This window comes from Pseudomonas agarici (assembly GCF_900109755.1).
Lineage (GTDB): Bacteria > Pseudomonadota > Gammaproteobacteria > Pseudomonadales > Pseudomonadaceae > Aquipseudomonas > Aquipseudomonas agarici.
The window spans coordinates 38,259-58,864 of record NZ_FOAR01000004.1 but is presented as its reverse complement, the minus strand read 5'-3'; the positions used below and the strand labels follow the sequence as shown (position 1 = coordinate 58,864).

Genomic DNA, 20,606 nt, shown 5'->3' with positions numbered 1-20,606 from the left:
TCGGCCCACTTATGTTGCAGAACATTCCCACGCATGTCATCGCCGGTCCTCTCGGTGCCGGCAAGACCAGCCTGATTCGTCACCTGTTGGCGCACAAGCCACGGGGCGAGCGGTGGGCGGTACTGATCAACGAGTTCGGCCAGATCGGTCTCGATGCCGCGCTGCTGACTCAGGTTGAAGAGGGTATCGCATTGGGCGAGGTGGCTGGCGGCTGCGTGTGTTGTGTCAATGGCGCGCCATTCCAGGTCGGTCTCAGTCGGCTGTTGCGCCAGGCCAGACCTGACCGGTTGTTTATCGAGCCGTCTGGCCTTGGGCACCCGACACAGATTCTCAGGCAGTTAGGGGCGGCGCCATGGCTCGGGGTATTGAGCTTGCAGCCATGCGTGTTGGTGCTCGATGCCCGGGCGCTGGCGGCTGGAAAACCTCTGCCCGAATCGCAGCAGGAGGCGTTGGCGCTGGCTGGCCTGCTGCTGTTGAACAAGTCGCAGGGGCTGGACGAGGCAGAACGCAGGCAGGTCTTGGCGCGCTTGCCGGAATGTCCGCTGCGCTGGACCGAGCACGGGGCGTTGAAACTGCACGAATTGTTGGCGCTGGCCGCGCCATCGACGGATGAACCGCACGAGCCGGGGATGTTGCCCGCGGTCCCGGCGAGCGCAGTTCTGCCGGCGATCTGGGCCGATCCGAGCCAGCCGATCTGCCTGGATCATGTCCAGGAGGGCAACTGGAGCATCGGTTGGCGCTGGCATCCGAGCCAGCGATTGGACCCCGAACGTATCGGCCAGTGGTTGTCAGGTCTGGGCTGGATCAGGGCCAAGTGGGTGATTCACAGCTCGGCAGGCTGGGTTTCCTGCAACGCTGTGGACAATGCCTCTTTGCACTGGCAACCCAGTGAGTGGCGGCGGGATTCGCGACTGGAACTGATCTTCGACCAACCCCAGGATATCGCGCGGCTGAAGGCCGATATGCTGGCGTGTCGCGTGGGCTGAAATCAGTGGAGCGACTGGCTATGGTCCTTGGGGTGATCCTGGCGCCATTGGCTCAGTTGGACCACTTCGGCGCTGGGCAGATCGGGCTTGGCCTCGAACGGATAGGGCGGCAGTTCGATCTGTGCGCTATGGGCGCCGAACTGGGTAATGGTGCCCACGTGGCGCTGATCCCCGGTGACCGTGAATTCGAAGTTGTAGATCCTGGCCAGGCGTCGTCGGCCATTGGCGTCACGGACCCAGCCGATACGCTTGAGGGCCACCGCACCGTCGAGCAACTCCAGATCAAGCCTGACGCAGTGTTGCTTGACCCGCTCCAGGGCCCGCTCGCGCAAGCCGTGGTTGTGCCAGAGCCAGGCCGCACCGGTCGCCAGCAACATCAGCACGAACATATTTCCCAGGGTCAGCATGAATGCCACTCCAACAAGTTAAGAGCAGCTTAACTGGCTCGCCGGCCTGTCGTACAGGTTCTGTTTCGTCGCATACTGCGTGGCTTGAATCCATCGGCCTTTCGGGAGTCCGGAATGAAACGCACTCCTTATCTGCTCGCCATTCAATCCCATGTGATTTTCGGTCATGTCGGCAACAGCGGCGGTTTTCCCCATGCAGCGGGTTGGGGGGAATGTCTGGCCGTTTCGAGGCCTTGCCGGTCAGCCTGTAAGTGTCAGGGCGCGTCGGCCTTGATTTCCCGGTAGCGCTTTTCCAGCTCCTGGCGAATCTGTCGGCGCTGCTGCGCCTGCATGAAGCGCCGCTTGTCTTCGCTGCTCTGCGGTTGCAGCGGTGGGACCGCCGCTGGCTTGCGCTGGTCGTCCACCGCAACCATAGTGAAGAAGCAGCTGTTGGTGTGGCGCACCGAACGCTCGCGGATATTCTCCGTCACCACCTTGATCCCGACCTCCATGGAGGTGTTGCCAGTGTAATTGACCGAGGCGAGAAAGGTCACCAGCTCGCCGACATGGATCGGCTCGCGAAAAATCACCTGGTCCACCGACAGGGTCACCACATAGCGGCCGGCATAGCGGCTGGCGCAGGCGTAGGCCACTTCATCAAGGTACTTGAGCAGCGTGCCGCCATGGACATTGCCAGAGAAGTTGGCCATATCCGGGGTCATCAAAACGGTCATCGATAGCTGGGCATTTCCGGGTTCCATAGCACGCTCACTGATAGGGTAGGCAAGGACGGGGTCAGGCACCTCGGCAGGCGCTTTCTTCATTTTTTCAGATGCTCGATAACGGGACGCCACCGATTGGGCCATGGTCACGCACCCTGCGATCTGTTTCTACATATTGCACCGGCTTTTTGTTGAAAGTCCCGGTGTTAATCTTCAAAAAGCCTGCCATGGAAAATTTTTTGCACTGGGAACGGTGAGGATTGACTGCTCGCCGAGCGGTCGTGGGTTGTCCGGTTCTCTGTAAAAACACCAGGAGCGTCACGCCATGCATGCCGTCAGTTTTATTCAGGACCTGGCTGTGATCATGCTGGTGGCGGGTGTCGTCACCATCGTGTTCCACCGCTTCAAGCAGCCGGTGGTCCTCGGCTATATCGTCGCCGGTTTTATCATCGGCCCGCACACGCCGCCTTTCGGCCTGATTCACGACGAAAAGACCATCAGGATCCTGGCCGAGCTCGGGGTGATCTTTCTGATGTTCTGCCTGGGGCTGGAGTTTAGCCTGGGTAAGCTGTTCAAGGTCGGGGCGACGGCATTTATCGCGGCGTTCATGGAAATCGTGCTGATGATCTGGATCGGCTACGAGATTGGCCGCTGGTTTGACTGGAACACCATGGATTCGCTGTTCCTCGGGGCGATCCTGGCCATTTCCTCGACTACCATCATCGTCAAGGCGCTCAATGACCTGAAGATGAAAAAACAGCGCTTTGCGCAACTGATCTTTGGCGTACTGATCGTCGAGGACATTCTCGGTATTGGCATCATCGCCCTGCTGTCGAGCATTGCGGTCAGCGGCACGGTGAGCTCCGGCGAAGTCTTCTCCACCGTCGGCAAGTTGTCGTTGTTCATGATCGTGGCCCTGGTGATCGGCATCCTGCTAGTACCGCGCCTGCTGGCTTACGTCGCTCGTTTCGACAGCAACGAGATGCTGCTGATCACTGTGCTGGGGCTGTGCTTCGGCTTCTGCCTGCTGGTAGTGAGGCTCGAATACAGCATGGTGCTGGGTGCGTTTCTGATCGGCGCGATCATGGCTGAGTCGCGGCAGTTGCTGAAGATCGAGCGCCTGATCGAGCCAGTTCGCGACCTGTTCAGCGCCATTTTTTTCGTCGCCATCGGCCTGATGCTCGATCCGGCGGTGCTGCTCGATTACGCCTGGCCGATTGTCGTGATCACCGTGGCGGTGGTGTTGGGCAAGATGCTTTCCTGCGGCCTGGGGGCTTTTATCGCCGGCAATGATGGCCGCACTTCGTTGCGGGTCGGCATGGGGCTTTCGCAGATTGGCGAATTCTCTTTCATCATTGCGGCGCTGGGGATGACCTTGCAGGTGACCAGCCACTTCCTCTATCCGGTGGCCGTCGCGGTATCGGTAATCACCACCTTGCTCACGCCCTACCTGATCCGGGCGGCGGACCCGCTGTCGTTGAAGCTGGCCGCAGTGGTGCCGCCACGCATCGGGCGAGTGTTCAGCCTCTATGGCGAGTGGTTGCGCAGCATCCAACCCCAGGGCGAGGGTGCGTTGCTGGCGTCGATGATCCGGCGAATCCTCTTGCAGGTCGGGGTTAACCTGGCGCTGGTGGTGGCAATTTTCTTTGCCGGTGGCTTTTTTGCGCTGCCGATCGCTGCTTATCTGCAAGATTGGGTCAGCGAGCCGAGCTGGCACAAGGCTTTGATCTGGGGCGGTGCACTGCTGCTGTCGCTGCCATTCCTGATCGCTGCCTATCGCAAACTCAAGGCACTGTCGATGCTGCTGGCGGAAATGGGGGTGAAGCCAGAGATGGCCGGCAGACATACCCAGCGTGTACGGCGGGTGATCGCCGAAGTGATCCCGATCCTTTCGCTGCTGCTGATTTTCCTGCTGCTCTCGGCGCTGTCAGCGAGCATCCTGCCGACCAGAGAATTGCTGATGCTGATCGCCGTGGTTGCGGCAGCGGTGGCGGCGGTGCTGTGGCGCTGGTTCATCCGCGTGCATACGCGGATGCAGGTCGCCCTGCTGGAGACGCTGGAGAACAACAAGGATGCGGCGGGGCACTGAGACCTCCAGATGCCCCGTGGTTGGGTGAATCAGCTTTCCAGCCAGACGTCCCGCGCCCAGTGCCAGACCGACTCCCAGGACTCCTCGGTAATCAGCTCTTCTTCACCGGACCACAGCACCACGGTGCCGTCCTCCTCGACGCAGTAGTAGTTGTCACCGTCCTGGCAGATCGGGATCAGGTCCCGAGGTACGCCACTGTCCCAGGCATTGGCCGCCACATCGGGCAGGTAAGTGTGGGACTGTGGGTCGGTGACGGTCACCGGCTCCAGGCTGCCATAGACCACGTCACTGACGGTCAGCAGGAACTCTTTGAAGACGAAGGGGATGTTGATGAACAGCTCCTCTTCCACTTCGACCAACTGATCCTCGTCGGGCAACTCCAGGGGCACCGGAACCAGTTCGTTGTCTTTACGCAATTGTTCGATGACTTCTTCCACGGCCTCAATCCTCTCGCTTCATGGCGCGGTGTGTATGACGCGTTTTATACAGTAGCTTGTTACAAGTGCAATCGTGAAATGCAAAACCCCGGACAAGTCCGGGGTTTTTGTGTTGCCGTGGGCAAAGCCCCTGGATTAGCCGTTCTGGCGGATACCGGCGACCAGCCAGGGCTGGTTGTCGCCTTGCGGGCGTTCCATGTTCCAGCTTTCGCTGAAGGCCTCGCCCTGGTCGAAACGCGAGGTCTTCGACACGCCACTGAAGGTCAGCGTGGCGATAGTCTTGTCGGCGCGATCATCCAGGCCGTCTAGCTGTACGTGCAGATTGTCGATGTAGGTGGACTGGAAGCCGTCGCCCAGGTCTGCGCGTTCCTGCTTGAGGAATTGCAGCATCTGCGGGGTCACGAACTCGCTGATCTTGTCCATTTCATTGGCATCCCAGTGCTGCTGCAGCGACTGGAAGTGGCTGCGGGCGGCTTCCAGGAAGCGCTCTTCGTTGAACCAGGCCGGGGCGTTGATCACACGACGAGGGGCTGTCGGGGCTGCCGAACCGCCGAAGATCGAGTTCTGTGCCGGAGCTGGCTGTTCGAACACTTCACGCTGGTAGGGCGCTCCGGCGGGAGCCATGTGCTCCTGCTGCTTGCGGCGCCGGGCGGCGATAAAGCGGAAGATCACGAAGGCGATGACCGCCATGATCAGGATGTCGAAGAACTGCATGCCCTGGAAGCCGCCGCCCATGAACATGGACGCGAGCAGGCCACCGGCGGCGATGCCGGCCAGAGGGCCTAGCCAGCGCGAGGCGCCACCGGCCTTGGCTGCCGCGCCCGCGGCACCGGCCGCACCTACAGCCGCTGCGCCGCTGCCGCCGGCAGGAGCCATCTGGCTGGTCTGGTGGCTCGGAGCCGAGCCCATGCTTTTGCCGCCGCCAAAGCGCTTGGCGTTGGCGTCGAGGCTCATCGTCAGGCCGATGCAGAGCGCCAGGGCGATGCTAAGAAAACGTTGCATAAGGGAATTCCCGTTTGTGGAGTGCACGCGCGCCATACTGCACAGGTGAAATGTTACTGGCTAGCAGGAGAGTGTTTCCAGCTTTTGCCTGATCCTCTCATTCCAAAGCTGAACGTTTCATGAAAGGCAGCAGGACCAATGCTCATTGGTCTGTCATGCATGTCGTCAAGTTTTGTATGAAGTTTTCTGGGTTAGCGTCGAAGAGCCAGCAATACCACGCCGGCGGTAATCATTCCGATGCCGGCCCACTGCCGCGGGTCGAGTTTCTCGCCGAGCAGCAGCACACCGATGATCGCCACCAGCACCACGCTGAGCTTGTCCACCGGCGCCACCAGCGATGCCGGGCCGACTTTCAAGGCGCGAAAGTAGCAGAGCCAGGAGGCACCGGTGGCCAAGCCTGACAGTATCAGGAACAGATAGCTCTTGGCGGATATCGATCTCAATGACTGATATTGGCCCGTTACGTACAAAATCAAGGCCAGACTGACCAGCACCACTATCGTGCGCAACAGGGTGGCGAAGTCAGAATTGACGCTATCAATGCCAATCTTCGCGAAAATCGCGGTCAGAGCGGCGAAGATAGCCGATAACAGGGCCCAGAATATCCAGGAGGAAAAAAAGCCTGAACCCATGAGATTGCGATCTCCGTTGACGGATCGTCCTACCGACCTCAGGTGGCTTCCAGTTTGGCGTAACCGAGCATCAGCCACTTGCTGCCTTCGCTGAAGTTGACTTGCACCCGTGCCTGGGCGCCGGCCCCTTCGAAGTTGAGGATCACCCCATCGCCGAAAACACTGTGACGAACCGCCTGACCCAGGCTGAAACCGGTATCGGGGATATTGCTACCGCCAAACAGGCTGCTGCTTTGTTGCTGGCCGCCACCGAACGGGCGGCTGACGCTATTGGACAGCCGCACTTCCTGGATCAGTCCCTTCGGCACTTCGCGGACGAAACGTGACACTTTATTATAGGTCTCGCTGCCATATAGGCGACGGGTTTCGGCGTAGGTCATGACCAGGTTCTGCATGGCCCGGGTAATGCCGACATAGGCCAGGCGCCGTTCTTCTTCGAGACGGCCAGGCTCTTCCAGGCTCATCTTGTGGGGAAACAGGCCTTCTTCCATGCCCACCAGGAACACGTAGGGGAATTCCAGGCCCTTGGCGCTGTGCAGTGTCATCAGTTGGATGCTGTCTTCGTGCTCGTCGGCCTGGGTATCACCGGCTTCCAGTGAAGCGTGACCGAGGAAGGCGGCTAGCGGCGACAGCTCTTGCTCTTCTTCGGCAACCTCGAAGTTGCGTGCGGCGCTGACCAGTTCCTCGAGGTTTTCTACTCTGGCCTGGCCTTTCTCGCCTTTTTCCGCTTGGTGGTAGGCGATCAGGCCGGATTGCTCGATGACGATCTGGGTCATCAGGTGCAATGGCGTATCCTTGGTCTTCGCGGCCAGGTTCTCGATCAACTCGATAAAAGTCCCCAGCGCACTGGCGGCGCGACCGGTCAGGCCTTTATGGGCGATCAACTGGCCCATGGCTTCCCACATCGACACATGGCTGTGGCGGGCGTGTTCGCGAATGGATTCCACGGTCTTCTCGCCGATGCCGCGCGCCGGCACGTTGATCACCCGTTCCAGCGCCGCATCGTTGCCCCGGCCTTCGAGCAGGCGCAGATAGGCCATGGCGTTCTTGATCTCGGCGCGTTCGAAGAAGCGCTGCCCACCGTAGATCCGGTAAGGGATGCGCTCGCGCAGCAGCGCTTCTTCCAGCACCCGCGACTGGGCGTTGGAACGGTACAGGATGGCGATATCGCTGCGAGCCAGACCGGTCTTCAGCGCGCTTTCGATGGTTTCCACCACATAGCGCGCTTCGTCGTGTTCGTTGAATGCGGCGTAAAGGTTGATTGCCTCGCCTTCGCCGCCGTCGGTCCACAGCTCCTTGCCCAGGCGCCCGGTGTTGTTGGCGATCAGGGCATTGGCCGCTTTGAGGATGCCGGCGGTGGAGCGATAGTTCTGCTCCAGGCGGATGGTCTCGGCGTCCGGGAAGTCTTCGGAGTACTGGTGGATGTTCTCGATTTTCGCGCCGCGCCAGCCGTAGATCGACTGGTCGTCGTCGCCAACCACCATCAGGCTGTCGCCACCCTTGGCCAGCAGGCGCAACCAGGCGTACTGGACAGCGTTGGTGTCCTGGAACTCGTCAACCAGGATGTGCCGGAAGCGCTTTTGGTAGTGTTTGAGCAAACCGTCGTTGTTGCGCCACAGGTCGAGGGCACGCAGCAACAGTTCAGAGAAGTCGATCACGTTGGCGCGGGCGCAAGCGGCTTCATAGGCCTCATAGATACTGCGCATGGTCGCCAGGAACAGGTCGCCGCTGGCTTGGATATTCTGTGGACGCAGCCCTTCGTCTTTCTGGCCGTTGATAAACCATTGCGCCTGGCGCGCCGGCCAGCGCTGTTCGTCCAGGCCCAGTTCGCGGATCACCCGCTTGACCAACCGCTGCTGATCGTCGCTGTCGAGGATCTGGAAGGTCTGGCTCAGCCCGGCCTCTTGCCAGTGCGCCCGCAGCAGACGGTGAGCAAGGCCGTGAAAGGTCCCGACCCACATGCCGCCGGGGCTGATGCCCATCAACTGCTCGATACGATGGCGCATCTCGGCGGCGGCCTTGTTGGTGAAGGTCACCGACAGGATCGAGTAGGGCGAGGCGTTTTCGACCTGGATCAACCAGGCGATACGATGCACCAGCACCCGGGTTTTACCGGAGCCGGCGCCAGCCAGGACCAACTGACGGCCAACGGGGGCTGCTACGGCCTGGCGTTGGGCATCGTTGAGGGAGTTCAGCAGAAGGGAGAGATCATCGCGCATCGGCGCATTCTAGGGTGCTGGCTGCGCACGGGCAAACCCTAATGCCGGATGGTCGATCTCGGCCTGTCGAGGGCTGCCAAGGGAGTCGTGCCCGTTCGTCTGAACGATTCGGGGACCCAGCAGAGGAAAAGCAGCGCCGATGACGATCGGTCGGTTATCGCCTGCAAACGGTGTCAGTGCTGACTTCACTGTATATCGAGGGCTGTTGCCGAGGTAAATCTATTACATTTTATGACCGGGAGTGGTTTGGTCCGGGTGGATGCTTGTGTATGCTCCTGCGATGTTTATGGCTCAATCATTATAAGAACAATGCCCATGACTCACAGCTTCGACGCGCTGAGCCCCTCTGCGGAGGTGGGGCGGGTTATCCGCAAGCAGTTCGCCACTGAGTTGGCGGTCGAACGTACTCGCCTGTTGTACCAGGGCTCGTTGCTGCCCACTCTGTTCATGCTGATCAATGGCGTGGTCTGCGCCTGGTTGCTCTGGAGCCCGCAGCGGTACCTGCTGGTCAGCATCTGGCTGGTGTGGCTGATGGCGCTGGTGGCGCTGCGAGTGATCCAGGTGGCGGCGTTCGATTCGGCGATTCCCAGCCGCCAGGCGCAGCCGATCTGGCGCCGCATGTTCCTGCTGGGCTCCGCCGTCAGCGGCCTGACCCTGGCCTGTGCCGGCATCGCCCTGGTGCCCACCGACAGCTTGCTTGAACAAGCCTGGGTCTTTGGCCTGATCGGCGCGGCGACCCTGTCCGCCAGCGTCGCCTATGCCGTGAGCATCACGGCTTTCCTGAGCTTTACCTTACCCTGTCTGCTGCCGGCCATCGGCTATCTGTTCTGGGGTGGGACCGAGGCACAACAAGGTTGGGGCTGGCTCGGTCTGATCCTGCTGGTCTCCCTGAGCGTGGTGGCCTTGCAGATCAACCGACTGATCGAGCGTGGCCTGCTGCGACGCTTCCAGAACCAGGCCCTGATCGAAAACCTGCAACAGGCCCAGGCCCGCGGCGAGCAGCTCAACCAGGAGCTGGCCCGGGAAGTCGAACAGCGTCGCCGTGCCGAGCTGGAGTTGCGCGAAGCCCAGGTTGGCCTGGAAACCCGTGTCGCCCAGCGCAGCCTGGAACTGGACCGGGCGAATTGGGCGCTGAGCAAAAGCGAGACGCGCCTGGCGCTGGCCCTGCAAGCCAGTGAACTCGGCTTATGGGACTGGAACCTGCAGACCGACGAAGTGCATCACACTCAGATCAAGGAACTGTTCGGCCTGGATCCCGAATACGTGACGGCAATGCTCAGCCACCTCAAGCCGCGTTTGCACCCCGACGATCTGCCTGCGCTCAAGCGCGCCCTGGTGGAGCACTTGAAGGGCCGCACCGATGACTATCTGATCGAATACCGTGTCCGCCATGGCGACGGCCGTTGGGTGTGGATCGAGGACCGTGGGCGAGCCGTGGAGCGTAGTGCCAGCGGCCGCGTACTCAGAATGGTCGGTACCCGGCGCGACATCAATTCCCGCAAGGAGCTGGAGGTGCAACGGCAGCTGGCGGCGACGGTATTCGAGGCCGCCAGCGAAGGCATCGTAATCTTCGATCCGAATTACGCGCTGCTGGCGGTCAACCAGGCGTTCAGCCGGGTGACCGGCTATCAGATCGAGGACATGCTGGGGCGCAATGTGGCCGAACTGCCGTGCAGTCGCGATGCCAGGCGGCACTATTCGATGATCCGTCAGTCCCTGGAGCAGCACGGCAGTTGGCAGGGCGAGTTGGTGGAGGCACGCAAGAACGGCGAGCTTTATCCTCAATGGTTGCAGCTCAATGTCGTGCGCGATGCGGGTGGAAAGGTCAGTCATATCGTAGGCTTCTTCGCCGATCTTTCGGCACGACGAGAGTCCGAAGAACGCATGCGCTACCTGACCCACTACGACGAACTGACCGGACTGGCCAAGCGCTCGCTGTTCAAGGAGCGTCTGCACGAAGCCAACCAGCGTGCCCGTCAGGGCGGTCGCAGCCTGGCGTTGTTACATATCAACCTGGACCGCTTCAAGCTGCTCAACGACAGCCTTGGCCATGAAGTCGCCGACCAGTTGTTGCAGAAAATGGCCCGACGCCTGATCAATGCGCTGCCGGAAGCGGAAACCATTGCCCGGTTGTCCGGGGATGAGTTCGCGGTACTATTCGATGCCTACGGCAATCTCTCCAGTCTGGCCCGGATGGCAACGCGTCTGCTCGGTAAGCTGCGGCTGCCGCTGACGGTGGCGGGCCATGAGCTGGTAGTCAGCGCGTCCATGGGCATCAGCTTGTTGCCGGACAGCGCACGGGAAATCCCGGCGCTGGTCAGTCAGGCGAATATCGCCATGCAACATGCCAAACACCTGGGCGGCAACAACTTTCAGTTCTACACCGACAGCCTTCAGGCCAGTACCCTGGAACGGCTGCAACTGGAAAACCAATTGCGTAAGGCTATCGACGAACAACAACTGACGGTGTTCTACCAGCCTAAGCTCTGCCTGGCGACCGACCGGCTGAACGCCGCCGAAGCCCTGGTCCGTTGGGATCACCCGTCGATGGGCCAAGTACCGCCTGGGGACTTTATCGGGTTGGCCGAAGAGACCGGGCTGATCGGCGCCATCGGTGAGTTCGTGCTGCGCCAGGCATGTTGGCAGGCCTGTGAATGGCAGCGCCAGGGACTGGCGCCGACACGGGTTTCGGTGAACCTGTCGGTGCACCAGTTGCGCCAGGGCAAGCTGGTCAGCCTGGTGCGCCAGGTGCTCGCGGAAACTGGCCTGGCCCCGCATCTGCTGGAGCTCGAACTGACGGAAAGCCAGTTGCTCGACAGCGTCGAGCACATCATCGCAACCTTCCAGCAGTTGCGCGACCTGGGAGTCAAGCTGGCCATCGATGACTTCGGCACCGGCTATTCGTCCCTGAGTTATCTCAAGCGTTTTCCGGTGGACTACGTGAAGATCGATCAGAGCTTTATTCGCGGTCTTGGCGAGGGCAGTGAAGACGCGGCGATCACCCGGGCAATCATCGCCATGGCTCACAGTCTGGGGCTGAAGGTGGTGGCCGAGGGCGTGGAGAACCCGCAGCAGTTGGAGTTTCTCAAGCTGCATGGCTGTGACGAGGTGCAGGGGTATCTGATCAGTCGGCCAGTGGCGGCAGAGGCGCTGGCTGGGTTACTGAGTCGTTATTGAAACGATGCTGGGTGATGGCCCGTCCGATCCGGCGTTTCTCAGGGCGGCGCGGCTTTCCGGCGGTAAGCTAGGCAGAGCAGATGCCTGTGGACCTGCTGCTACGGATTGCACGGGCAATTGGCACACTCATGTAGTATAACTACAAGACTGCTACATCCCAGGCGTTCGCCCATAACAATCGAGTCCAGTCCTTTGAATCTGTTGCAACACATCGCTCAGTCCCGCAACCTGCTTCGCAAATCGGAGCTCAAGGTTGCCGATCACGTGCTGCTCGACCCGGCGGCGGTGATGCACAGTTCAATGGCCGATCTGGCCCACTGCGTGGGCATCAGCGAACCGACCATCGTGCGCTTCTGCCGAGCCATCGGTTGCTCGGGTTTCCAGGACCTCAAGCTCAAGCTGGCGCAGAGCCTGGCGGCCGGTGCGAGCTTCGGGCAGTTCGCGATCCACGAAGACGATTCGGTTGCCGACTACAGCCTGAAGATCTTCGACACCACCCTGCACACCTTGATGGAAGTGCGCGAGAAGCTCGATCCGGCCGCGTTGCAGCGGGCGGTGACGGCCATGTCGGCAGCCCAGCGCGTGGAGTTCTATGGCTTTGGTGCCTCCGGTGCGGTGGCGGCGGATGCCCAGCACAAGTTCTTCCGCTTGCTGCTGACCGCCGCGGCCTATTCTGACCCGCACATGCAGGCGATGTCGGCGGTGACGCTCAAGCCCACCGATGTGGCGATCTGCATTTCCCAGTCCGGACGCTCCAAGGACCTGCTGATTACCGCCAACCTGGTGCGTGAAAGCGGCGCGACCCTGATCACCCTGTGCCCGAGCCAGACGCCGTTGGCCGAACTGTCGACGGTCAACCTGGCGATCGATGTACATGAAGACACCGAGATCTATACGCCGCTGACCTCGCGGATCGCCCATCTGGTGGTGATCGATGTGCTAGCGATGGGTGTGGCAATGGCCCGTGGCCCGAGCTTGGTGAACCACCTCAAGAGCGTCAAGCGCAGCTTGCGCAGTCTGCGGCTGTCACCCAAGTCGGTGAAGGCACTGGACGACTGAGACCCGCTCGCCACGGGTCTCAACCCGACACCACAGCGTTGCAACGGTCAATATTCATCTGTCTGTCACCCACTTGCCGCCAAAGCGTAATGCCCGGCGTCCATCTTGAAAATCTCTTACTTACCCTGGGAGACTCGAAATGGCCCGGCACCACGAAGAGCAAAGCAGCGTCAAGACCCGTCGACAGCAGGAAGACCAGCGTCGCATGGAATTTCGTCGCGCAATCGAAGACCGCACCGAGTTGCGCCAACTGCAACAGGAAATCGCCGCACTCAATTACTGGCAGGCGGACCCGGCATCCGACCGTCGAAGCGCTCAACCAGTCCGCTGATCTGCAACCGCTCACTACGGATAAACCCCAGGAACGCATGGGCGACCGGTGACAGGCGTTTGTCCTTGGCCTGAACCACACACCAACTGCGATAGAGCGGCAGTTCTTCCACTGGCAGTTCCTGGAGTACGCCGGTCGCCAGTTCCAGGCTCAGGGCGTGGCGCGTCAACAGCGCCAGCCCCAGCCCTGCCACCACACACTCGCGCTGGGCCTCGCCCGAGGTCACTTCGAGTGTCTGCGAGAAGTGCACGCGCTTCTCCTTGAAATACTCTTCGCACGCCATCCGCGTCCCTGATCCTGGTTCACGCATCAATAAGGTGTAGGGCTCCAGGTCCTGCAGGTGCAGTGGACCCCTATGGCACAGCGGATGGTCGGGCGGAGCCACCGCGACAATCGGGTTGTTCAGGAACGGGAGAAACTCCAGGCCCATGTCCTGGGGCACCATGGACATGATCAGCAGATCGTCACGGTTGTCCGACAGGCGTCGAAGCGCCTGTGCCCGGTTGACCACCGTCAGGTGCAGGTTGACCTCGGGATACTGGCGCTTGAACGCGGCAAACAGGTGCGGTACGAAGTACTTGGCGCTCGATTCCACCGCCAGCTTCAGTTGCCCCTGCAGCGAGCCCTGTAGGTCCGAAAGCTGCATATCGAGGTTTTCCAGTCGGCCGAAAATGTCCCGGTTCGCCCGCTGTAACGCTTCAGCCGCCTCGGTCATGTAGAGCTTTTTGCCGACATAATCAAACAGGGGCTGTCCGATCAGTTCCTCCAACTGGCGAATTTGTAGGCTGACGGCTGGTTGTGTGAGAGACATTTCGTCGGCTGCACGGCTATAGGAACGCAGGTCGCAGACTTCATTGAAAATCTGCAGTTGACGCAATGTCATACGCATCAATGATTTACGCATTTTCGGCGAGCGCTCTCGGATCTCAGGTTGAGCAACTATAAGTCATTGCTTATGAGTGACCCAATAATTATTGATTTTGGTTTATCGCTGGGTAGGACTAGTGTGATAAGGCGACTGACTGGAAATATTTCGTCACGCGCCGGCCCGTTTTCCTGGCAGTAGACGGGGTTGTTTGTTCCAGCGGCTTAGGAATTTCCAAGTGATAAAAAAGATTCTGATCGCCAACCGTGGTGAAATTGCGGTACGCATCGTGCGTGCTTGCGCCGAAATGGGCATTCGCTCGGTCGCGATCTATTCCGACGCCGATCGCCATGCCCTGCATGTCAAACGCGCGGATGAGGCCCACAGCATCGGTGCAGACCCCCTGGCCGGTTACCTGAACCCGCGCAAGCTGGTGAATCTGGCGGTGGAAACCGGCTGCGACGCGCTGCACCCCGGCTATGGTTTCCTCTCGGAAAACGCTGAACTGGCGGATATCTGCGCCGAACGCGGAATCAAGTTCATCGGCCCCTCGGCGCAAGTGATCCGTCGCATGGGCGACAAGACTGAAGCCCGCCGCAGCATGATCAAGGCCGGCGTACCGGTTACCCCAGGCACCGAAGGCAACGTCGCGGACATCGCCGAAGCCCTCATCGAAGGCGACCGCATCGGCTACCCGGTGATGCTCAAGGCCACCTCAGGGGGTGGCGGTCGCGGCATCCGTCGCTGTAACAGCCGTGAAGAACTGGAGCAGGCGTTTCCCCGGGTGATTTCCGAGGCGACCAAGGCCTTTGGCTCGGCAGAAGTGTTCCTGGAAAAATGCATCGTCAATCCCAAGCACATCGAGGCACAGATTCTTGGCGATAGTTTCGGTAACGTGGTGCACCTGTTCGAGCGTGATTGCTCGATCCAGCGCCGCAACCAGAAGCTGATCGAAATCGCCCCCAGCCCCCAGCTAACCCCGGAACAGCGCGCCTATATTGGTGATCTGTCGGTGCGCGCGGCCAAAGCGGTGGGCTACGAGAACGCCGGTACCGTGGAGTTCCTGCTCGCCGAGGGCGAGGTGTACTTCATGGAGATGAACACCCGGGTGCAGGTGGAGCACACCATCACCGAAGAAATTACCGGTATCGACATTGTCCGCGAGCAGATTCGTATCGCTTCCGGCTTGCCGCTGTCGGTCAAGCAGGAAGACATCATCCATCGCGGTTTTGCCCTGCAGTTCCGGATCAACGCCGAAGACCCGAAGAATAATTTTCTGCCCAGTTTCGGCAAGATCACCCGTTATTACGCCCCCGGTGGTCCCGGCGTGCGCACCGATACGGCGATCTACACCGGTTACACCATTCCACCGTTCTACGACTCCATGTGCCTGAAGCTGGTGGTCTGGGCGTTGACCTGGGAAGAAGCCATGGACCGTGGCCTGCGAGCCTTGGACGACATGCGTCTGCAAGGCGTGAAGACCACGGCCGCCTACTACCAGGAAATCCTGCGTAACCCGGAATTCCGCAGCGGCCAGTTCAATACCAGCTTCGTGGAAAGCCACCCGGAACTGACCAACTATTCGATCAAGCGCAAACCCGAAGAGCTGGCCTTGGCCATCGCCGCCGCCATTGCCGCCCACGCAGGCCTGTGAGGATTACCCCAATGACTTCTTGCAAAAAAATACACGTTACCGACACGATCCTGCGCGACGCCCATCAATCGCTGCTCGCCACCCGCATGCGCACCGAAGACATGCTGCCGATCTGCGACAAGCTCGACAAGGTAGGCTACTGGTCCCTGGAAGTCTGGGGCGGCGCAACCTTCGACGCCTGTGTGCGCTTCCTCAAGGAAGACCCGTGGGAGCGCCTGCGCGAGCTGCGCGCCGCGTTGCCCAATACCCGCCTGCAGATGCTCCTGCGCGGCCAGAACCTGCTGGGCTACCGTCACTACAGCGACGACGTGGTCAAGGCCTTCGTCGCCAAGGCGGCGGTCAACGGTATCGACGTATTCCGTATCTTCGACGCCATGAACGATGTGCGTAACCTGCGGGTCGCCATCGAAGCGGTGAAGGCGGCGGGCAAACATGCCCAGGGCACCATCGCCTACACCACCAGCCCGGTGCATACCATCGAGGCCTTTGTGACCCAGGCCAAGCAGATGGAGGCCATGGGTTGCGACTCGGTGGCGATCAAGGACATGGCTGGCTTGCTGACGCCTTACGCTACCGGCGAACTGGTCAAGGCACTCAAGGCCGAGCAGTCGCTGCCAGTGTTCATTCATTCCCACGACACCGCTGGACTGGCCGCGATGTGTCAGCTCAAGGCGGTGGAAAATGGTGCCGATCATATCGACACCGCGATCTCCAGCTTCGCCTGGGGCACCAGCCATCCAGGCACCGAGTCGATGGTGGCGGCGCTTAAAGGCAGCGAATTCGACACTGGCCTGGACTTGGAGCTGTTGCAGGAAATCGGCCTGTACTTCTACGCCGTGCGCAAGAAGTACCACCAGTTCGAAAGCGAGTTCACTGCCGTGGACACTCGTGTGCAAGTCAACCAGGTACCGGGTGGGATGATTTCCAACCTGGCCAACCAGTTGAAAGAGCAGGGCGCCCTGAACCGCATGAGCGAAGTGCTGGCGGAGATTCCGCGTGTGCGCGAAGACCTTGGCTTCCCGCCGCTGGTGACCCCGACCTCGCAGATTGTCGGCACCCAGGCGTTCTTCAACGTGCTGGCTGGCGAGCGCTACAAGACCATCACCAACGAGGTGAAGTTGTACCTGCAAGGCGGCTACGGCAAGGCACCGGGCACCGTCAACGAGCAACTACGGCGCCAGGCCATCGGCAGCGAGGACGTCATCGACGTGCGCCCGGCCGACCTGCTCAAGCCGGAAATGGTCAAGCTGCGCGGCGAGATCGGTGCCCTGGCCAAGTCGGAAGAAGACGTGCTGACCTACGCCATGTTCCCGGATATCGGGCGCAAGTTCCTCGAAGAGCGCGAGGCCGGCACTCTGGTGCCTGAAGCACTGCTGCCGATCCCTGAAGCGGGCGGCGTGCGTTCGGCGGGCGGCGAGGGCGTGCCGACCGAGTTCGTCATCGACGTGCATGGCGAAACCTACCGCGTGGACATCACCGGTGTCGGCGTGAAGGCTGAAGGCAAGCGGCACTTCTACCTGTCCATCGACGGCATGCCGGAAGAGGTGGTGTTCGAACCGCTCAACGAATTTGTCAGCGGTGGTAGCAGCAAGCGCAAGCAGGCCAGTGCTCCGGGCCATGTCAGCACCACCATGCCGGGCAATATCGTCGATGTCCTGGTCAAGGCCGGCGACACCGTGAAAGCCGGCCAGGCCGTGCTGATCACCGAAGCCATGAAGATGGAGACCGAAGTGCAGGCCGCGATTGCCGGCAAGGTCACCGCCATCCATGTGGCCAAGGGTGACCGGGTCAATCCTGGCGAAGTCCTGATCGAGATCGAAGGCTGAACCGCAACCCTCGACTCACAACGATTTATACCTCGGGGGGCATGTGCCCCCTTTTTTTATGTGTTTCATTCATCTGGCGCAATCACGTTCTATCGGGTTCAGCCGGCTTTATCTTGAGAGTACCGAAGATATGTGTCTCGTCCGGAAGAGGGGTGCATAAGTCATAAAATCCCTCGAGGGTGACATCGCCGACCTTATCGGGAATGACTACAGAGACACTCTCCCAGTTGTCACGACGGAAGCCGGTGATAAATGGGGCGTCGGCGCCGCCCTTCCAAAACCTGATCCTGTAGAGCCCGCTGAATGCATTGACCACCCTTCCCGTGATTTCGATCGTCGACCCCACGACCGCCTCTTCCGGCAGAAGTGATTGTTGCTTTGCCGGGGTCCGTTTTTCCATGCTTGAATCGATCATCTCGCACCTCAACTCTGAAGTTCATTCAAGCCCGCTCCTTGGCGAGGAACAGGCGGCGTCTTCAAGTTACTGGGGTTTCGAAATGGTCATCTACTGTCAGAAATGACAGTCCTGATCAGCGGTCAGATGGTGAGATGTCTGGATTTTATTGTGCACATGGTTTCCTTTTGGGGTTCTGCATGCATTTTATTGCTTTTTTTTGGCGGCATGAGCGAACTGATATGCACTATATTGCAGGTTGAACCATGCACACGCTGACACTCCAGATCTATGCGCACGGGGCTTGTTCAGACGCCATGACCCTGGCTTTCGAGGAACCACAAAAGTATTTCAACGGTGCCTATAAGCAAAGCTATCTGCTGGATCACCTGGAGAACATCCTCAGTTCAGCGCCTGTCTGTCGGGGTAGGCAAATGAAGGGTTTATCGGAAACCTGAGCGAAATGCTTATCGAGATCGAAGGCTGAACCGCAGCCTTCGACTCACAGCGACTTATACTTCGCAGACATGTATTCCTTCTTCTTAATTATGCGGCACAAAGATCAGGCTTCGACGATTTCAATCGTACCTTGGAGCTGGTCTTCCGGACGCACGGCACTGCATGCAGCATAACGACCAGTGACCTCGACAGTTCCCGGCATATTAGGAATCTGAATGCTAATATCCTTGGCTCTGCCGCGTATGAACTCATTCTGCATACCAGGTTCCGTTCCTCTTTTGAAGATGATCGACTCAAGTCCACTCATGACGCTTACGGCAAGACCTTCGACAATGATTCTCTGACCAACGACCGCCCGTTCTGGAAGAAGCGATTTTTCGGCTTTCGAATTACCCATTTCGACACCTCATCCTTAAAGTTCATAGAAACCTGCCACCCAAAGGTAAGCAGGGCCTCTTCAAGCTAAGGCCTGGGTCGACGGGATATCTACTGTCAGAAATGACAGTCCTGATCAACGGTCGGGTATTGCTTTGCCAGGATGTACAGGGTTTCGTGAGGTCCCTTATTCATATCGAACATGCAGAGGGCAACCCGACGGCTCAAGACGCTGAACTCGGAGTTCAAGCTCTTTGGGTTGCAAGTGGCTGTCGTGCGACTTTGGCTGATGGGCAGGCAAACGCCGATGCCCATCAGCCAAAGTCGCACGCGCAGCTGTAGGCGCGGGATCTAGTGGTCTGTGTGGTGAGTTCTATGAGTCAATTTCGGCGCCACAAGTCCCTGACCGGCGTTGCTGTTCCTCGCCATAGCCGGCTGGGCCACAGCGCCTTGGCCATGAACTGCTGGCATCCGAACTTGAGCTAACGAACTCACTGTACAGGCCACTAGCGTTTTCACGGACCTCTTCGCGAGCGAGCACCGCTCCTACAGTTAGGAGGCTTGTTTAAAAAGCCATCTTCCACTGGCCCATGACCCCATTGTTGCGGCTACTGTTACCCACTTCTCCGTTATAAGCCACGCCGATGGAGTGTCTAGCCGACAGGTTAAGGTCCAATCCGGCTTCGATCACCAGGCTGTCGCGGTCTTGACCAATGCCCTTGGTGGTGAAGGTCTTGCCGGTTGCCTGGTTTGCCTGGGTGGTGGTGCTGTCGAGCGATCCGTACATATGTTTCCAGCCCGCGCTCAGGCGAGGAGCCAGGCTCATCTTGTTGTCCATGTACTTGATGCTGGCGGTGCGCAGGCCGAAGGTAGTGCTGAAGTTGTCCAGGGTCTGTGCACTGGCTTTCAGTCCGGCTTCACCGCCTTTTTCCGTGTAGCCCTTGCGCGAGTAACGTTGGTAGCCGAGGTTGGCGAAAGGCTCGGCGCTCAAGCTGTCGCTACCCAAGTTGTAGCCGATTTCGGCGAAGGCTTGCTGGCTAGTGGCGTCGTAGTTGCCGGTGAGACGGTCCTTATAACCGCTGAACTCCACGTTGCGTTCGGTCTTGCCGTAGTGGTTGCTGTGGATCGCGCCAAGGCGCAGAGCCACGGGGCCGCTCTGATGCAGGGCGTAGGCACCGACATGCCAACTGTCCAGGTCGCCCTCGAAACGGCTGCCTTTATGCTTGGATTGTGATTTGGCGCCCAGCAAGCCCATGCGCCATCCATCGTCCAGCGCCCAGTCGACGCCCATCGCCAGGCCTTTGGTGTTCTGTTCAAAGTCCTTCTGGCCCTGTGTTTGCTCCAGGGTGCTGGCATTGTTCAGGGCCTGGACCCACAGGCGAGTTTCATTGGGCTTGATTTGCGAATGCCCCGACAGCGACACCTGACCGGGCCCGCCATTTTGACCCGCGAGCCGGCGCTGCGAAGGATCGTTGCCGAGCTGGCGCATGGCCGAAAGGGCGCTGTTGCCCACTTGGCTGGCGCCGCTGAGAGTAGCTGCACCCAGGTTGGCGTTGCCCGCGCCGGAAAGCTGCGTCCAGGCATCTCTTTTGGCCACGGAGCCCAGGCCAGCCAGGGCCTTGTTCAGTGGCGACTCGATCGGTCTTGGGACGGGTGGCTTGGTATTGCCGCCTTGGCCGCCCTTGGGGGCGTCCGCCTGGGGTTGCTGCGTGGCCTGTGTTTGAAGGTTCGAGATCTTGTGTTCGAGGTCTGCGATCCTTTGCATGTTTTCCGGGTTGTTAGCTATTTCCTCCAGACGCTTGGAGCCTTCTGAACGCAGCTCGTCGAACTGGGCCTGCAGGGTTTCGAGTTTCTTCCCGTTCTGGTCGACTTTCGCGAGCGTTTGCGCGTTGACCTGTGCGCCATCTCTGCCAGCGACACCCTGTTCGCCGCGCAGACCTTGTTCTCCGCGTTCTCCCGGCATGCCCTGTTCGCCGCGCAGACCTTGCTCTCC

18 protein-coding genes and 1 pseudogene are annotated in these 20,606 nt (G+C 60.0%); 9 read left to right on the top strand and 10 right to left on the bottom strand.

Features of this window, described 5'->3' with window-relative positions; genetic code table 11:
- The first annotated feature begins 11 nt into the window (after positions 1-11).
- The gene (locus tag BMX68_RS05035) at positions 12-986 is read left to right on the top strand and encodes a CobW family GTP-binding protein (protein ID WP_017132305.1); all 975 of its coding nucleotides are present in this window, start codon (positions 12-14) and stop codon (positions 984-986) included.
- Positions 987-988: 2 nt separating this feature from the next.
- Here BMX68_RS05035 and BMX68_RS05030 read toward each other — a convergent pair whose 3' ends face one another.
- Entirely contained in the window at positions 989-1,393 is a 405-nt protein-coding gene (locus BMX68_RS05030; RefSeq protein ID WP_017132306.1) for a DUF3301 domain-containing protein, read from the bottom strand.
- 114 nt (positions 1,394-1,507) lie between these two features.
- On the opposite strand from BMX68_RS05030, the pseudogene BMX68_RS25325 reads away from it, so the two are divergent.
- Positions 1,508-1,616: pseudogene (locus BMX68_RS25325) on the top strand (pyridoxal kinase); the annotation flags it as partial.
- Between the two features lie 31 nt (positions 1,617-1,647).
- On the opposite strand, the gene BMX68_RS05025 reads toward BMX68_RS25325, so the two are convergent.
- Positions 1,648-2,133 carry an acyl-CoA thioesterase gene (locus BMX68_RS05025; protein WP_017132307.1) on the bottom strand — a complete coding sequence of 162 codons (486 nt, stop codon included), beginning with the start codon at positions 2,131-2,133 and terminating at the stop codon, positions 1,648-1,650.
- 286 nt (positions 2,134-2,419) lie between these two features.
- Here BMX68_RS05025 and BMX68_RS05020 point away from each other — a divergent pair, with 286 nt between their 5' ends.
- Positions 2,420-4,183: a cation:proton antiporter gene (locus BMX68_RS05020; RefSeq protein WP_017132308.1), complete on the top strand. Its 1,764-nt coding sequence runs from the start codon at positions 2,420-2,422 to the stop codon at positions 4,181-4,183.
- Positions 4,184-4,212: 29 nt separating this feature from the next.
- On the opposite strand, the gene BMX68_RS05015 is transcribed toward BMX68_RS05020, so the two are convergent.
- From BMX68_RS05015 to uvrD, 4 genes are all read right to left on the bottom strand, one after another.
- Complete coding sequence (locus BMX68_RS05015) at positions 4,213-4,620, bottom strand: SMI1/KNR4 family protein (protein WP_017132309.1); 408 nt, start codon at positions 4,618-4,620, stop codon at positions 4,213-4,215.
- A gap of 135 nt (positions 4,621-4,755) precedes the next feature.
- The gene (locus tag BMX68_RS05010; RefSeq protein ID WP_060783086.1) at positions 4,756-5,622 is read right to left on the bottom strand and encodes a Tim44 domain-containing protein; all 867 of its coding nucleotides are present in this window, start codon (positions 5,620-5,622) and stop codon (positions 4,756-4,758) included.
- A 191-nt stretch (positions 5,623-5,813) separates the two neighbouring features.
- Positions 5,814-6,254: an EamA family transporter gene (locus tag BMX68_RS05005; protein ID WP_017132310.1), complete on the bottom strand. Its 441-nt coding sequence runs from the start codon at positions 6,252-6,254 to the stop codon at positions 5,814-5,816.
- Positions 6,255-6,292: 38 nt separating this feature from the next.
- Positions 6,293-8,473: a DNA helicase II gene (gene uvrD / locus BMX68_RS05000; RefSeq protein WP_017132311.1), complete on the bottom strand. Its 2,181-nt coding sequence runs from the start codon at positions 8,471-8,473 to the stop codon at positions 6,293-6,295.
- A 315-nt stretch (positions 8,474-8,788) separates the two neighbouring features.
- Between uvrD and BMX68_RS04995 the strand changes: the two genes are divergently transcribed.
- From BMX68_RS04995 to BMX68_RS04985, 3 genes are all read left to right on the top strand, one after another.
- Positions 8,789-11,650, top strand: a complete 2,862-nt coding sequence (locus BMX68_RS04995; RefSeq protein WP_017132312.1) for a putative bifunctional diguanylate cyclase/phosphodiesterase — start codon at positions 8,789-8,791, stop codon at positions 11,648-11,650.
- A gap of 192 nt (positions 11,651-11,842) precedes the next feature.
- On the top strand, positions 11,843-12,709 hold the full coding sequence (hexR, locus tag BMX68_RS04990) for a transcriptional regulator HexR (protein WP_017132313.1): 867 nt from the start codon (positions 11,843-11,845) through the stop codon (positions 12,707-12,709).
- Positions 12,710-12,848: 139 nt separating this feature from the next.
- On the top strand, positions 12,849-13,040 hold the full coding sequence (locus tag BMX68_RS04985) for a PA3496 family putative envelope integrity protein (RefSeq protein WP_074861911.1): 192 nt from the start codon (positions 12,849-12,851) through the stop codon (positions 13,038-13,040).
- On the opposite strand, the gene BMX68_RS04980 is transcribed toward BMX68_RS04985, so the two are convergent.
- Positions 12,982-13,944: a LysR family transcriptional regulator gene (locus BMX68_RS04980; RefSeq protein ID WP_026013215.1), complete on the bottom strand. Its 963-nt coding sequence runs from the start codon at positions 13,942-13,944 to the stop codon at positions 12,982-12,984. The genes BMX68_RS04985 and BMX68_RS04980 overlap by 59 nt on opposite strands.
- A 199-nt stretch (positions 13,945-14,143) precedes the next feature.
- On the opposite strand from BMX68_RS04980, the gene BMX68_RS04975 reads away from it, so the two are divergent.
- Both BMX68_RS04975 and oadA read left to right on the top strand, forming a co-directional pair.
- The gene (locus BMX68_RS04975; RefSeq protein WP_060783087.1) at positions 14,144-15,559 is read left to right on the top strand and encodes an acetyl-CoA carboxylase biotin carboxylase subunit; all 1,416 of its coding nucleotides are present in this window, start codon (positions 14,144-14,146) and stop codon (positions 15,557-15,559) included.
- Between the two features lie 11 nt (positions 15,560-15,570).
- Complete coding sequence (oadA, locus tag BMX68_RS04970) at positions 15,571-17,385, top strand: sodium-extruding oxaloacetate decarboxylase subunit alpha (RefSeq protein WP_017132317.1); 1,815 nt, start codon at positions 15,571-15,573, stop codon at positions 17,383-17,385.
- A gap of 82 nt (positions 17,386-17,467) precedes the next feature.
- Here oadA and BMX68_RS04965 read toward each other — a convergent pair whose 3' ends face one another.
- The gene (locus tag BMX68_RS04965; protein WP_017132318.1) at positions 17,468-17,800 is read right to left on the bottom strand and encodes a hypothetical protein; all 333 of its coding nucleotides are present in this window, start codon (positions 17,798-17,800) and stop codon (positions 17,468-17,470) included.
- Positions 17,801-18,045: 245 nt separating this feature from the next.
- Here BMX68_RS04965 and BMX68_RS04960 point away from each other — a divergent pair, with 245 nt between their 5' ends.
- On the top strand, positions 18,046-18,237 hold the full coding sequence (locus BMX68_RS04960; RefSeq protein ID WP_017132319.1) for a hypothetical protein: 192 nt from the start codon (positions 18,046-18,048) through the stop codon (positions 18,235-18,237).
- A 104-nt stretch (positions 18,238-18,341) separates the two neighbouring features.
- Here the strand turns inward: BMX68_RS04960 and BMX68_RS04955 are convergent, their stop codons facing one another.
- Entirely contained in the window at positions 18,342-18,635 is a 294-nt protein-coding gene (locus BMX68_RS04955) for a hypothetical protein (protein WP_017132320.1), read from the bottom strand.
- Positions 18,636-19,178: 543 nt separating this feature from the next.
- A partial coding sequence (locus BMX68_RS04950) for an autotransporter domain-containing protein (protein ID WP_074861908.1) occupies positions 19,179-20,606 on the bottom strand: 1,428 nt, incomplete at its 5' end.

What these genes read in the sequence shown, in the direction of transcription:
- BMX68_RS05020 (WP_017132308.1), top strand. Translation starts at nt 2,420, where the DNA reads ATGCATGCCGTCAGTTTTATTCAGGACCTGGCTGTGATCATGCTGGTG.
- BMX68_RS04965 (WP_017132318.1), bottom strand. Translation starts at nt 17,800, where the DNA reads ATGATCGATTCAAGCATGGAAAAACGGACCCCGGCAAAGCAACAATCA.
- BMX68_RS05025 (WP_017132307.1), bottom strand. Translation starts at nt 2,133, where the DNA reads ATGGAACCCGGAAATGCCCAGCTATCGATGACCGTTTTGATGACCCCG.
- BMX68_RS05010 (WP_060783086.1), bottom strand. Translation starts at nt 5,622, where the DNA reads ATGCAACGTTTTCTTAGCATCGCCCTGGCGCTCTGCATCGGCCTGACG.
- BMX68_RS04980 (WP_026013215.1), bottom strand. Translation starts at nt 13,944, where the DNA reads ATGCGTAAATCATTGATGCGTATGACATTGCGTCAACTGCAGATTTTC.
- BMX68_RS05030 (WP_017132306.1), bottom strand. Translation starts at nt 1,393, where the DNA reads ATGCTGACCCTGGGAAATATGTTCGTGCTGATGTTGCTGGCGACCGGT.
- uvrD (WP_017132311.1), bottom strand. Translation starts at nt 8,473, where the DNA reads ATGCGCGATGATCTCTCCCTTCTGCTGAACTCCCTCAACGATGCCCAA.
- BMX68_RS04985 (WP_074861911.1), top strand. Translation starts at nt 12,849, where the DNA reads ATGGCCCGGCACCACGAAGAGCAAAGCAGCGTCAAGACCCGTCGACAG.
- BMX68_RS05005 (WP_017132310.1), bottom strand. Translation starts at nt 6,254, where the DNA reads ATGGGTTCAGGCTTTTTTTCCTCCTGGATATTCTGGGCCCTGTTATCG.
- BMX68_RS05035 (WP_017132305.1), top strand. Translation starts at nt 12, where the DNA reads ATGTTGCAGAACATTCCCACGCATGTCATCGCCGGTCCTCTCGGTGCC.
- BMX68_RS04995 (WP_017132312.1), top strand. Translation starts at nt 8,789, where the DNA reads ATGACTCACAGCTTCGACGCGCTGAGCCCCTCTGCGGAGGTGGGGCGG.
- BMX68_RS04960 (WP_017132319.1), top strand. Translation starts at nt 18,046, where the DNA reads ATGCACACGCTGACACTCCAGATCTATGCGCACGGGGCTTGTTCAGAC.
- BMX68_RS04955 (WP_017132320.1), bottom strand. Translation starts at nt 18,635, where the DNA reads ATGGGTAATTCGAAAGCCGAAAAATCGCTTCTTCCAGAACGGGCGGTC.
- oadA (WP_017132317.1), top strand. Translation starts at nt 15,571, where the DNA reads ATGACTTCTTGCAAAAAAATACACGTTACCGACACGATCCTGCGCGAC.